15 protein-coding genes, 1 tRNA gene and 1 other annotated feature are annotated in these 12,760 nt (G+C 47.9%); of the genes, 12 read left to right on the forward strand and 4 right to left on the reverse strand.

Annotated elements, in window-relative coordinates; all coding sequences use genetic code 11:
• The first annotated feature begins 23 nt into the window (after positions 1-23).
• The 9 genes from rplS to QGP82_RS02340 all read left to right on the forward strand — a co-directional run bounded on the left by rplS (position 24) and on the right by QGP82_RS02340 (position 6,051).
• Positions 24-404 carry a 50S ribosomal protein L19 gene (gene rplS, locus QGP82_RS02300; protein WP_006518040.1) on the forward strand — a complete coding sequence of 127 codons (381 nt, stop codon included), beginning with the start codon at positions 24-26 and terminating at the stop codon, positions 402-404.
• A 60-nt stretch (positions 405-464) separates the two neighbouring features.
• Positions 465-537: transfer RNA gene (locus tag QGP82_RS02305), tRNA-Trp, on the forward strand.
• Between the two features lie 171 nt (positions 538-708).
• The gene (gene secE / locus QGP82_RS02310) at positions 709-945 is read left to right on the forward strand and encodes a preprotein translocase subunit SecE (protein ID WP_163660451.1); all 237 of its coding nucleotides are present in this window, start codon (positions 709-711) and stop codon (positions 943-945) included.
• Positions 945-1,583: a transcription termination/antitermination protein NusG gene (gene nusG / locus QGP82_RS02315; protein ID WP_163660453.1), complete on the forward strand. Its 639-nt coding sequence runs from the start codon at positions 945-947 to the stop codon at positions 1,581-1,583. Before secE ends, nusG begins: the two co-directional genes overlap by 1 nt.
• A gap of 3 nt (positions 1,584-1,586) precedes the next feature.
• Entirely contained in the window at positions 1,587-2,012 is a 426-nt protein-coding gene (rplK, locus tag QGP82_RS02320) for a 50S ribosomal protein L11 (protein WP_006518043.1), read from the forward strand.
• A gap of 86 nt (positions 2,013-2,098) precedes the next feature.
• Positions 2,099-2,818, forward strand: a complete 720-nt coding sequence (gene rplA / locus QGP82_RS02325) for a 50S ribosomal protein L1 (protein WP_163660455.1) — start codon at positions 2,099-2,101, stop codon at positions 2,816-2,818.
• A 65-nt stretch (positions 2,819-2,883) separates the two neighbouring features.
• Positions 2,884-3,014, forward strand: a sequence feature (ribosomal protein L10 leader region).
• A gap of 65 nt (positions 3,015-3,079) precedes the next feature.
• Positions 3,080-3,619 (forward strand): 50S ribosomal protein L10, encoded by a 540-nt coding sequence (gene rplJ, locus QGP82_RS02330; RefSeq protein WP_163660457.1) that lies wholly within the window; start codon positions 3,080-3,082, stop codon positions 3,617-3,619.
• 54 nt (positions 3,620-3,673) lie between these two features.
• Positions 3,674-4,063 carry a 50S ribosomal protein L7/L12 gene (gene rplL / locus QGP82_RS02335; protein ID WP_163660459.1) on the forward strand — a complete coding sequence of 130 codons (390 nt, stop codon included), beginning with the start codon at positions 3,674-3,676 and terminating at the stop codon, positions 4,061-4,063.
• A 557-nt stretch (positions 4,064-4,620) separates the two neighbouring features.
• On the forward strand, positions 4,621-6,051 hold the full coding sequence (locus tag QGP82_RS02340; protein ID WP_163702256.1) for an ABC transporter substrate-binding protein: 1,431 nt from the start codon (positions 4,621-4,623) through the stop codon (positions 6,049-6,051).
• A 32-nt stretch (positions 6,052-6,083) separates the two neighbouring features.
• Here the strand turns inward: QGP82_RS02340 and QGP82_RS02345 are convergent, their stop codons facing one another.
• Positions 6,084-7,007, reverse strand: coding sequence for a ChaN family lipoprotein (locus QGP82_RS02345; protein ID WP_163660463.1), 924 nt, complete (start codon positions 7,005-7,007; stop codon positions 6,084-6,086).
• A gap of 353 nt (positions 7,008-7,360) precedes the next feature.
• Here QGP82_RS02345 and QGP82_RS02350 point away from each other — a divergent pair, with 353 nt between their 5' ends.
• Together QGP82_RS02350 and QGP82_RS02355 are read left to right on the forward strand one after the other, a co-directional pair.
• Positions 7,361-8,347: an aldo/keto reductase gene (locus QGP82_RS02350; RefSeq protein ID WP_163702253.1), complete on the forward strand. Its 987-nt coding sequence runs from the start codon at positions 7,361-7,363 to the stop codon at positions 8,345-8,347.
• A 756-nt stretch (positions 8,348-9,103) separates the two neighbouring features.
• The gene (locus tag QGP82_RS02355; protein WP_499056905.1) at positions 9,104-9,298 is read left to right on the forward strand and encodes a hypothetical protein; all 195 of its coding nucleotides are present in this window, start codon (positions 9,104-9,106) and stop codon (positions 9,296-9,298) included.
• Between the two features lie 10 nt (positions 9,299-9,308).
• Here QGP82_RS02355 and QGP82_RS02360 read toward each other — a convergent pair whose 3' ends face one another.
• Both QGP82_RS02360 and QGP82_RS02365 read right to left on the reverse strand, forming a co-directional pair.
• Positions 9,309-10,166, reverse strand: coding sequence for an inositol monophosphatase family protein (locus tag QGP82_RS02360; protein WP_163702249.1), 858 nt, complete (start codon positions 10,164-10,166; stop codon positions 9,309-9,311).
• A gap of 47 nt (positions 10,167-10,213) precedes the next feature.
• Entirely contained in the window at positions 10,214-10,894 is a 681-nt protein-coding gene (locus tag QGP82_RS02365; RefSeq protein ID WP_499056906.1) for a HEAT repeat domain-containing protein, read from the reverse strand.
• A gap of 87 nt (positions 10,895-10,981) precedes the next feature.
• Between QGP82_RS02365 and QGP82_RS02370 the strand changes: the two genes are divergently transcribed.
• Positions 10,982-11,674, forward strand: coding sequence for a lysophospholipid acyltransferase family protein (locus tag QGP82_RS02370; RefSeq protein WP_163660474.1), 693 nt, complete (start codon positions 10,982-10,984; stop codon positions 11,672-11,674).
• On the opposite strand, the gene ald is transcribed toward QGP82_RS02370, so the two are convergent.
• Complete coding sequence (gene ald / locus QGP82_RS02375; protein ID WP_163660476.1) at positions 11,671-12,750, reverse strand: alanine dehydrogenase; 1,080 nt, start codon at positions 12,748-12,750, stop codon at positions 11,671-11,673. The genes QGP82_RS02370 and ald overlap by 4 nt on opposite strands.
• Between the last annotated feature and the right edge of the window lie 10 nt (positions 12,751-12,760).

The raw sequence follows: 12,760 nt of genomic DNA on the forward strand, positions 1-12,760 counted from the left end.
AGACCGTGCGCTTTTCAGGGCTTATGAACGCTGAGGAGATTATCCGCTCAATAGAAGCGGAACATATCAAAGAAGACATCCCCAAAATCTATGTTGGGGATACAGTTCGGGTCGGTGTCCGAATTGTAGAAGGTGGTAAGGAACGTGTGCAGCCCTACGAAGGTACCGTCATTGCTATGCGCAATGGTGGCATCAACGAGACGATCACCGTACGTCGCATCTTTCAAGGTGTAGGTGTGGAGCGTGTTTTCTTACTTCATGCACCTCGTGTAGCCAATATTAAGGTTCTACGCAGAGGTAAAGCGCGTCGTGCTAAGTTGTACTACCTTCGCGATCGCGTTGGTAAGTCAACTCGCTTGAAGCAGCGCTTTGATCGTCCCATTGACAAATCAGGCAAAAAATAGTCTTAGGGCATCTAAAGCCCGCAGATTAAGCCTTACAATGGGGTAAGTTCAAAGAGTCGTGCGTCCTTAGTTCAGTTGGTAGAACGTCGGTCTCCAAAACCGAATGTCGGGGGTTCGAGTCCTCCAGGGCGCGCTGAGCGATTAGCATAAGTTCTGCCTAAAGCATTTAGATTTGTTGCTTAAAGGAAAGAGATTTTTTCTTTTTCTATCAAGCAGTGAGCTTTAGGTAGAATTTTTGCTTGGGTATCTCTGGATTGATTCATGATCAATCTGACTCGATGTAGCAAACAAGGAAGCTAATGACGTGGTCAAAAAGGACGCTAAGAAAGTAGTTGAAAAGCAGCCGAGCGACTCCTCTGACTCATTTGACGCGGCGTCTTTTGTAAAAGGCACTCGCGAAGAATTGAGCAAAGTGGTTTGGCCCTCCAGACAGCAGCTGATTAGTGAATCTGCAGCTGTCATCTTAATGGTGGGTGTGTCTGCCACACTTATTTACTTAGTGGATAAACTATTTGGTTGGGCTTCTAGACAGGTGTTCTAATGACTTACGCTTCTGACGATCCAAACTATACAGCTGACAGTAACGATTCTAGCGTTCCTGAGGAACCGAGAAAGTCACAGTCTCGCTGGTATGCGGTACAAGTAGCCTCCGGGTGCGAAAAGCGCGTTAAGCTCAACCTTGAGCAACGGGCCATTACCCTGGGCGTTAACCAGTACATTTTCCAGATTGAAATACCGCAGACTCCTGCGGTCAAACTGCGTAAAGACGGCAGTCGTCAGAATATTGAGGAAAAAGTTTTTCCTGGGTACGTCCTCATCCGCATGATTTTGGAGGATGACGTATGGCAGGTGGTTAAAAACACCCCCCATGTCATTAACTTTGTCGGTGCTGAGCAGCGCCGAGCCACTGGACGTGGGCGAGGGCATGTTAAACCCATGCCTCTAAGTAGAGCCGAAGTCGAACGTATCTTTAAGCAGACCCAAGAACAGGCACCTGTAGTCAAAGTTGATATGGCTGAGGGTGACAAGATCTTGGTATTGTCTGGTCCGTTTAAGGACTTCAGTGGTGAAGTCATTGAAGTCAGCCCTGAACGGAGCAAGCTTAAGGCATTGTTATCGATTTTCGGTCGCGATACCCCCGTTGAGCTGGAATTTAACCAAGTGCAAAAAGAGAGTTAATCAATGGCGAAGAAGGTAGTTGCCCTTATTAAGCTGGCAATCCCAGCTGGAAAAGCGAACCCTGCACCGCCAATTGGTCCCGCCTTGGGTCAGCACGGGGTCAACATTATGGCGTTCTGCAAAGAATATAACGCTAAGACCTCTGACAAAGCTGGACTAATTGTCCCGGTTGAAATTTCTGTATTTGAAGACAGAAGTTTTACGTTCATTCTCAAAACACCGCCAGCCTCCGTGCTAATCAAAAAGGCGGCCAAGATTGAGAAGGGTTCAGGTGAGCCCAACAAAACAAAAGTTGGCTCTATTACTCGCGCCCAATTGCAAGAAATTGCTGAAATGAAAATGCCTGACCTCAACGCTAATGACGTTGAAGCAGCCATGAACATCATTGAAGGCACAGCTCGCAATATGGGAGTTACTGTTTCTGACTAACGTCAGCATACAGATGCATTTTTTATCTATTTGACCAACGTTTGGGGAAGAAGTTTAACTTCGTTATGACCCCTAGGAGTAAAAACATGACAAAGAAGGTGTCGCGCCGCTTGAGAGAGCTGCAGGCAAAAATACAGGACAAATTTTATGAGCCCTTGGAAGCAATGCAGCTGCTGAAGGAAACAGCCACTGCAAAGTTCACCGAGACTGTTGAGGCTCACATTCGTTTGGGTATTGATCCCAAATATACCGATCAGCAATTACGTACTACTGTGGCCTTGCCTAAAGGCACTGGTCAGAACGTTCGCGTTGCTGTCATTGCCCGTGGCGAGAAGGTGGCTGAAGCAACCGATAACGGCGCAGACATGGCCGGGTCTGAGGAATTAATCGACGAGATCCAAAAGGGCATGATGGACTTTGACATCCTGATTGCCACCCCCGACATGATGCCCAAAGTAGCTAAGCTGGGTCGTATTTTAGGTCCCCGTGGTTTAATGCCATCGCCGAAGGGGGGATCTGTGACCTTTGACTTGGCCCAGGCAATTAATGACTTTAAGGCCGGTAAACTAGAGTTCCGTGCGGACAAATCTGGCATAGTCCACGTGATGTTTGGCAAGGCCGATTTTAGCGCTGAAGACTTACTGGTGAACCTAAAAGCTCTGCAAGAGACGATTGATCGTAATCGTCCTTCAGGTGCTAAGGGTCGTTACTGGCGAACAATGTCAGTAGCTGCTACGATGGGACCTGCCATTAAAATGGATATCAGTGCACTGCGTGACTTGCAACTAGAGGATGCAGCTGCATAGATTAAAAAATTACTGTTGAGAATCAGCAGTGACAAGCTTTGGAGGTATTGCTACTTAAAAACATCCAAAACTAAATAAGCATTCGAAGACAGCAGGTGCATTTTGCTTAATAACCTGCCGAGATGCAGAGAGTGGGTGTAAGTAGCACTTATCTTTGGGCCTCGGCAATTAGCTAAGGCCCTTTTGATTTCGAATTTTAGTTTAGGTTGAGCAGTAGCAATATTTCTACTGTATCCCCGCAATTAAGGAGGTGAGATCCGAATGGGGAGAACCCTAGAAAACAAAAAAGAGATTGTTGCCGAACTCAAGGATCTCTTGAGTGATACTCAATCTATTTTTGTTATTGACTACAAAGGTCTGACGGTAGGCGAGATCAGCGATCTACGTAACCGTATTCGTGAGAAGGGTGGCACTTGTAAAATTGCTAAAAACACCCTGATCCGCATCGCGGTTCAAGATGACGAAAATTGGCAGCCAGTGCAGGCGTTATTGAAAGACACCACTGCACTGTTGTTAACCAAAGAAGACATCGGTAGTGTCGTCAAGGAATATAAGAAATTCCAGAAGGACACTAAAAAGACTGAACTGCGTGGTGGCGTACTAGAAGGCAAAGCTCTGACAAGTGCAGAAGCAGAAGCCCTAGCCGATCTACCCAGCAAGGAAGAGCTTTACGCGAAGATTGCAGGTGCTATCAACGCTCTGGCAACCAAAGTTGCAGTGGGCGTCAAAGAAGTACCGTCGTCTATTGCACGTGGTCTTCAGGCCTATGTCGACAAAGAAAGTGGCGAAGGCGGCGAGTAAATCCCAGCTTTGTTCTAGTTTCTATCTGTTTTGTAATTAATCAAGGAGAAATCCATGTCCGCTGCAACTGACGAAATTTTGGAAAAGCTTAAGTCGCTCACTCTATTGGAAGCGTCTGAGCTTGTTAAGCAAATCGAAGAGACCTTTGATGTAAGTGCTGCTGCCCCTGCTGGTGGCATGATGATGATGGCTCCCGGCGCTGGTGGTGGCGGCGGTGAAGAAGCTGAAGAGAAGACTGAATTTGACGTTGTTCTCGAAGACTTCGGTGGCAACAAGATTGCTGTTCTTAAGGCTGTTCGTGCCCTCACTGGTCTGGGTCTTAAGGAAGCTAAGGCTATCGTTGAAGGTGCACCTAAAGCCATTAAAGAAGGTGTCTCCAAGGATGACGCTGAAGCTGCTAAGAAGCAGCTTGAGGAAGCTGGCGCTAAGGTATCCGTCAAGTAAAGGACCTATTCCCCCAAGATTTGTCCCTACAGCCTAGGTAGGTCTATCAAAGATAGATAGGCCTATCAAAGTGTATCGGGTAGGTACAAACTTTTTTCTTGGGTTTAGCTTTTCGGCCCATCTCTCAATCCGAAATCCTGACTGATAGCGCCCGATATTGCAGGGCATGGCTTCGACGGTGAGCTCAGCCGAACCGCACAAGGGATTGCTCCTACAGGGTTACCTATTTTAATCGGGTTTAATGAGTTCGGATTTGGTATAAAAGCCCTTGCTGCATAACTGTAGCAGGGGCTTTTATATGCTGGCTCTCACAAAATTCTGCCATGGTGACACCCATATCGGAACCGGGCACACTACTGTCTACTTATGGCTACTTATTACGTGATGTGAATGATTGAGAACCAAACTGCTATAAGAGCAGTCACTATAAAAACATGATAAAAACGTGTTGGCTCCAAAGACTTCAGCAAATCAGCAAACTCTGTGAAGAAAATTCGGGTCAATACGCTGCATTGATCTTTGCTAATCGATTAACCTAAAACGCTTTTGTTTGAGCCATGCGCACCATAAAAAATTACAAGTTTGAAATCTTATTATTCTTGACTACGTTTGGCATCTTAGGGGTCTTCTTCCTTAGCATTGCAGGTGTACTGACACCAAAATCATCCAGCGTCAGCACCAAGCCAACCGCGAAGACAGCTAGTGCCGACACACAATCAACATCAGTGGTTGCGAAAACCTCAATATCAGACAGACTCAGTGGGGGCACACAAAGCTTACTACCCAATGCCTCAGACTTAAAAATGCAAGGTATGGCAGCCTATGCAAAAGGAGATTACGCACAAGCGATCGCAAATTTAGAAGCGGCCCTCGACGAAAACCGTAACGATCCCGAGGCCTTTATCTATTTGAACAATGCTCGCATTGGCAACCAAACCGCTCATACACTGGCTGTGATTGCCCCCATTGGCAACACCAGTGAAATCGGCTTAGAAATTTTGCGGGGTGCTGGTCATGCGCAACAGGTAATGAATCAGGTGAGCGATGGCCAAGGCACCCCCATTAAGCTCCTGATTGCCAATGATGATAACGATCCCAGTATTGCTAAATCTGTAGCCGCTGAGTTGGTAAATCGGTCAGAAGTTTTAGGAGTTTTAGGACATTACAGCAGTGGCGTGACGTTGGCAGCAGCCCCCGTGTATGACCAGGGCAAACTGCCGATGGTCTCTGCCATTAGTACATCGGTGGAACTCTCCGGCTTTAGTCCTTATATTTTTCGGACAGTGCCCAGCGATAGTTTTGCAGCTGCAGCTCTTGCCCGCTACATGATCGATGACCTGAACGCCGAGAAAGCTATTCTTTACTACGATTCCAACAGTGCCTATAGTCTGTCATTAAAAAGTGAATTTGCCACCTCAGTCTTTAGTGACGGTGGTGAAGTGATGACAGAATACGATCTCGCCGATACAGCATTTAATGCAGAGCAACAAATTGCATTGGCCAAAGAGCAAGGGGCCGACGTGATTATGCTGGCATCTAGCACAGATACCTTGGAGCCTTCCCTGGCAGTTATGACTGCGATCAACCAGGAAATCCCTTTCATTGGTGGTGATGATCTATACCATCCTCAAGTATTAAAAGAGGGTGGTGTGGATGCAGAAGGGTTAGTCGTTGCAGTACCCTGGCATATCTTATCAGACCCAAATTCTGATTTTGTCACAGAGGCACGGCAAATTTGGGGTGGCGATGTTAGCTGGCGCAGTGCCATGGCCTATGATGCGATCGCATCCCTGGGAGCAGCCCTGTTAGAGAGTCCCAGTCGTGAGGGCCTCCGCAACACATTGCATCAGGGTGACTTCTACGCCGATGGCGCGACCGGAGAGGTGCATTTTTTACCTTCAGGCGATCGCAACCGAGCGGCTCAACTTGTGCAGATTCAAGTGGGCAATCGATCTGGCATTGGATTTGATTTTATTCCTATTGAATAGGGTGTTCTCCTTAGCCATAGGCCAGGAACACATTATTCTGTAGATTCAAATTCGGTCGATTCTGAAATCCAGAAAAAATCTGCTAGCTCAGGCGTTGTCGCTGGTGGGTTCAGGAGCACACTATAGGCCACCAGATCATCCCCCAGGCGTCGTTGCACCCGGCTAGGAATACCAAAACCAAAGACCACATGTCCTTCACCCGCTAACACAATCACTTGGGTATCGGGAGCAGTCGTAACGTAATCAGCGATGGTTTCAGCCATGGTTTCATCCCACAGCACCTGGGCAGCAAAGAAATTTTCAAAGCTGGGGCCGCTGTTGCCGTGACCGCCATGGTGACCAAATACTTGGGCGACCATCGCCTGATAGTTTTCATCACTGGTGTCAATGTCATCAATGGGAGGAATGTAGGTTAAATCGTCTCCCGTTAGGCTAGCTAAACCCTGCCTGGCAACCTTACGAGTAATTTCCCTGGGAGTATTCAGAGCAATCAACGGAATCTGATTGCTCTGAGCGTAGCGAATAATGGGGGCATAGAGCTCCCAGTCAAATCCCCAGCGGGTTTCGTATTCGCTTTGCTCTACCAGTTCTGCCTCAGTGATCTGACCAGCAATGTATTGATCTAACACTGACTGGAACGGACGCTGAAACATTTCCAGACCAATGGCAATATCACCATTGGCCCCATGCATCGCTTTGATGATTTCTAGCTGGGCCACGTGATCGGCTTTATCCGTATGGGTTTCACCCAGGTAAATCACGCTGGCATCGGTGAGCGCTGTCAGGATTTCTTGATGTGATTGCTCCCTGTCTGGCGCTGTTGGGGAGGTTTGTGCGATCGCATCCCCAGTTTCCATTGCCACTGATCTCACCGTTGAAAAAATATGATATTGTCCCAGACCTAGGCCGACCATCAACAACGCTGTTCCACCACCCAGTAGCCAGGAAAGTCGCACAGGCTAAACTCCATCAAAACGATTTATTAGACGTAGTCTAGCCCAGATTTTCTAAGGGCGGTTTTCGAGCAGCTTGATCTTGATATATAGGCAGTTCATACGTAGCAGTTCCCAGTTGAGATGAATACAGGCAGTGTGTAAGAGAGTTGAGTGGTGAATAGTGAACGAGGTGTATGCACGTCGGTGGGAATCGCGATAAAAAGTAGGAATAAAAAGTAGCACCCTAGAATTAAATCCATAGAAGCCCCAACGTGAGCGAGGTAAAAGAACACGCAAGGGATAATGAAAATCTCTTGCCAGGGTTGACTTCAAGCAGATAGGTTACTAATGTCGCATCCAAAGTCACTTAATTCATGACCGCCACTGCTGCCACCACAACAATTACGCTACCTGAAATGGGCTGTGGCACCTGGGCTTGGGGCAATCGCTTGTTCTGGGGCTATAACGAGAGTATGGATGCTGACCTGCAGCAGGTATTCAACTGTTGCGTAGAAAATGGCGTCACACTATTTGATACAGGTGATTCCTATGGCACGGGTAAACTCAATGGCCAAAGTGAAAAACTGTTGGGGAAATTTAGCCAGGTCTATGAAGGCCCAAATAAAGAGAACATTTGTTTAGCCACCAAGCTAGCCGCTTATCCGTGGCGATTAACCCGAGGCATGATGGCCAACGCCGGGCGAGCTTCCAAAGAACGTATGGGTCGTCTGGATATTGCCCAGATGCACTGGCCCACTGCCAACTACTTTCCCTGGCAAGAAGGTCCCCTTTTAGATGGTCTGGCAGATCTATATGAGCAAGGTTTAGTCAAAGGCGTAGGACTGTCAAACTACGGTCCCAAACGTCTGCGCTGGGTGCATAAACGTTTTTCAGAACGGGGCATTCCAATCACCTCCTTACAGGTACAGTATTCGCTGTTATCGACCTATCCAGTGACCGAGTTAGGGTTAAAGGAACTCTGTGATGAACTGGGCATCCAGATGATTGCCTACAGCCCGCTTGGTTTGGGACTACTGACGGGTAAATATGGGGAAAATACGCCTAAACCAAAAGGTTTTCGGGGTATTTTGTTTCGGCAATTACTGCCAGGCATTCAACCGTTGCTGGACTGTTTGCGAGAAGTGGCTACAGAGCGGGACAAGACTATGGCCCAAACGTCTCTTAATTGGTGTATCTGCAAAGGCACAACGCCAATTCCGGGGGCTAAAACGTTAGACCAAGCAAAGCAGAATATTGGTGCCATGGGATGGAGATTGAGCCCTAGCGAAGTGGATGAGCTCGATCGTGCTGCGGCTACCTCCGACAAGCAAATGGTGCAAAATATTTTTCAGACTCAGTGACTTTACCAGGCTGGCAGGTTTGGGTGGACGGGTAAGTGGGAGTGAGTATTAAGTCGCAAATTCGTCCCTCTCAGACAGATTCCGCATATTTCGCCACGAGATCGGCCATGTTCATAGGGAACCTTATAGTTACGTAAATCTAAGGGACTGGATATGCCCAACTAGCAAGTCATAGTCGGTTATGTGTAAAGTCTTAACTGCTTAGCGTGCCTCCAATCTAAGCCCAGAAGCTGGCTTTCTAGCTAAGCAAATTTAGGTTTTTAAGTCTATGGCCTGGCATTCGCCAGGCTCATTATGTCCCCAGTTAAATCGAGATTACGCTGGATAGTCGAATGGCTATCCTTTTTTTTGCCCTACAGCCATCCTTGGTCTTGAATGCATCCCATTGACTGGCACCTGAATGTATACGTAGCAATCCCTTCCTGGCTGTAGCCACATTAGGTAGTATCTTTGTCCTCATCACAATCTCTTTCTTCCGAGGTGAGGGACTTAGAGAGCAGATCCCCACTCTTTAATCTTCTCCGCCAACGCCCTTGGCTCCACATCATGTGCAGAAATTGGTTCTCCTAAAAGATTTCCATCGGGCGTATCACTTCATGCGGAGATATCAAGCTCTGCAATGTGCTTCTACCATACCCAAAGAAAACTTGATGGATTACGCAAAGCATCTGAGATTAAGTCGTTTATCTTGCATGTCTGGATGGTCTAAGAATTTTTCCATACGCTAACCTATGGATACCGAACGGCTACGGTCCCATGAATACTCTGCAAATCAAGCCTTCCACCACCCCCCTCGCCATTCAACTGCCAGGGATGACCCACCAGGGTTTTGTTGAGTTTTGTCTGGCTAATCGACCCGATCAAGCCGTCGTCACCATGGAGAACCCTGCAATTGTTAGCGGAGCCCCTGAGCTACCTGCCTTAACATTGACCATGAAGCAGATTTGGTAGAACAAATCGCTTACCCATAACTGGCTAATGCCTTCAATAGTTTTCCATGCACCTCCGGCGATGCCCCCACCACCACGCCAGGCCACTGATAGTCCTTACAAGCACTTAGTTCAGGTAAGGCATTGCCCTGATGATCGGTCACCACATAGCCCATCTCCTTTGCCATCCAGCTCAGTGCACCCCCATCAATAAACTTACCTGCCGCTAAAATCGCCCCGGTCAGGTCGCCCGTGAGTAAACCATTCGTATTAGGAATCGCCACCTCTCGGGAATAGTCAGTCTTAACGCAAATCGCCTCAAACTGTCCCTGTAAAGAATCCGCAAGGTGCGTCAGCGCCCAACTCAGCAAAACCTGATCCTTCGGTATGCCTATTTTTAATGGCTGACAGCTATCAAGGTCATCGGCTAGCGTGCCGTAAAATGTGCCCTGCCCCCGTAGACTGTAGTAAAACCGATCAAGCGCTGGACTCAAGGCTATAACCGCTTCAAAACCATCAGCATTGAGAACAGTCAGAATAATCTGATAATTCGGATGACCATCCATATAGAACCGAGTGCCGTCGATGGGATCAAGGGTGACTAAATAGTCATCCTGAGGGCCTAGCTTAATTGAACGGAAATACTTGGTGTTATAGGTTTTCTCAAACTCTTCACCATAGAAACGAATCTCTGGAAACAGTGATAACAAGGTCACCTCAATAAAGGTTTGAATGGAAAGATCTGCATCGGTTAGGGCCGTTGCAAAAAAGTTCTCCGAGTCAAACTTATCGGGATGAACTGCTATGCTGGCCTGGATTTTTCGAGCATAGCCTGCGGCTATTTTCAGGCTAGGCAATAGGGCCTCTAAAATTTCGCGTGGTGTGGGCATGGGGAATTTTGATGAATAATTTGTCGGGGCGTTTTTATGGGCGTTGCCTACAGACCACTACCCACCGAGGCATCTAATGCAGCCGCTACTACATAGTGATTTTCATCTTTTTGCAATTGCATTAATAGCCGCTTGGCTCGGGGATGATCGCACCCCGTCAGGGCAGTCGCCGACCGCCAACGATCGCGCCAAATTGGACTATTGGCTAACGCAGTCAATGCTTCTAACGCTTCAGCTTGCAGAGGCGACATCAACACCTGCCGCAGAGACAAAATCGCTGTTTCTTTAACGGTTTGAGTCGGATCATCTAATGCATTGAGCGAGACCTCAAGCAACACATCAAGATGGTTGCTTTCTTGCAAAATTGATAATACAGTCTGCCGCAAAAGCCAGTTGTCATTGGCCTCAAATAGCTGCGCTAAAAGCGGTATGGATATATCCCCAAATTCATAGAGGGAATTAGCCACCTCCGCCAGCACATTAGCATCCGTTTCTGTAGTCATTAACTCCTGCAAACTAGCCAATGCAGCGTCATCTGGAGCATGATTACCAAACCCCATTACTGCCAAACGTCTTAACAAAAAAGAGCTTTCTTTTGATAAACGCCGCAATATAGGCATAGCAATATCAGGAGATTTATTGGCTAGCGTATTTAACGCAATGATACGTATATTCAGCGCAGAAGACCGTAAATTATCCTCTAACTTGTTCAGTTCATCAGGGGTCATAGACGTTTTTGTTTTTGATGGGGGTTTCCCCCTGGAGGCGTTAGCCTATATGAAGTCAGGTTCACTCTTATTCTCAATGATGATGGTATGGATGTTCAAATAGCGGTCTACCATAGCCTGCGATGGTTGTTACGTCCTTTTTTATTGAGGGGAGTTGCGATCGCAACCCACGGCATCAACCATATTCCTCAGCGTGGCGCGGCCATCATTGTCTGCAACCATCGCTCTGATACCGACGGCCTACTCATTACCTTCGCCCTACCCCGCTACATTGCCTGGATGGTGGCCGATTACATGACAAACATCCCCGTTACCAGCCAGGTGCTCTCTCTAACCGGCATGGTCCCCGTCAAAACCGAAGGCTACCCAACACCGTCATCCATTAAGCAAGCGCTACATCGTTTACGACAGGGAAAACTACTCGGCATTTTTCCAGAAGGCGAAGACTATATCTTTGCCAATGACTTTGATGCCCCACTGGCTCAGCTACAATCAGGCTTCGCCCATCTGGCCTATGTAGCCCAGGTGCCGGTCATACCGACGATGATTGTACCCACAGCCGAGAAATTAGAACCGATTACCATCCCACCCGTTATACGCCCCCATCTAGAAAAGCACTACGACCTCACCCATGTTCAGTCCATCGTCCGTTATCGAGCCGCCGATATCAGAATTGGCAAAGCCATATCCCTTAACCCAGTAGCCCGCCTCGATAAACACGAACAAGTAGGCTGGCTACAAATGCAAACTCGCCAAGCCATGTTAAACCTGCAGAACTAAGACAAATCTGGAAACGTCGCCTTCACAGCTGGATGCACTAGCTGGTGATTTACCACATTCAGACCTTCCGCCAGAGCCGCATCTTTTTCCAACGCATCCAACCCCATATTGGCCAGAGTTAACACGTAAGGGAGAGTACTATTATTCAATGCTTCCGTTGCCGTACGGGGAACAGCACCTGGCATATTAGGCACACCGTAATGCAACACTTCCGACTCCACATACACCGGCTCACTATGGGATGTGGGTCGTACTGTTTCAATACAGCCCCCCTGATCAACTGCTACATCTACAATCACTGCCCCTTCAGGCATCTGCTCCACCAGCGTACGCGACACGAGTGTGGGCGATCGTCGGCCAGGCACCAAAACTGCACCAATCAGTAAATCAGCCTGGGAGACAGCCATTTCAATATTGGCGGAGTTGCTATAGAGCAACTGCACCCGCGAACCAAACAACTCTTCTAACTGATTGAGCCGATCTAGATTGATATCAATCAACGTCACTTGAGCCCCAAGACCCAAGGCCATTTTGGTGGCTTCAGTACCCACAACACCACCTCCCAGCACCACCACATGGCCTGGACGCACGCCTGGAATACCGCCTAGCAATACGCCACGCCCGCCCTGCTGCTTTTCTAAAAATCTGGCTCCAAACTGCACTGATAATCGCCCCGCAATAATGCTCATCGGGGTCAGTAATGGACGCTGATGATTTTTCTCGACGGTTTCATAGGCAATAGCTGTCGCACCACTGTGTATTAATGCTTCCGTCAGTTCGTGACTAGCAGCCAAATGTAAGTAGGTAAAGAGCAACTGTTCCTTTTGTAAATAGTCATATTCCTTGGGCAATGGTTCCTTTACCTTCACCACCATGGCCTGCTGCCAAGCCTCAGATGCTGTACCCAGGGTGGCTCCTGCCTGCTCGTAGTCAGTATTACTAAATCCCGCTCCTACTCCAGCATCAGCTTCGACGATAACTTGATGTTCATGTTCTGTGAGCACTCTGACACTGCCAGGACTCAAGCCGACTCGAAACTCCAGGTTTTTAACTTCTTTAGGCACTCCAATCTGCACAGGCACCTCC

It is taken from the genome of Leptothoe sp. LEGE 181152 (assembly GCF_032906605.1).
Lineage (GTDB): Bacteria > Cyanobacteriota > Cyanobacteriia > Phormidesmidales > Phormidesmidaceae > Leptothoe > Leptothoe turfae.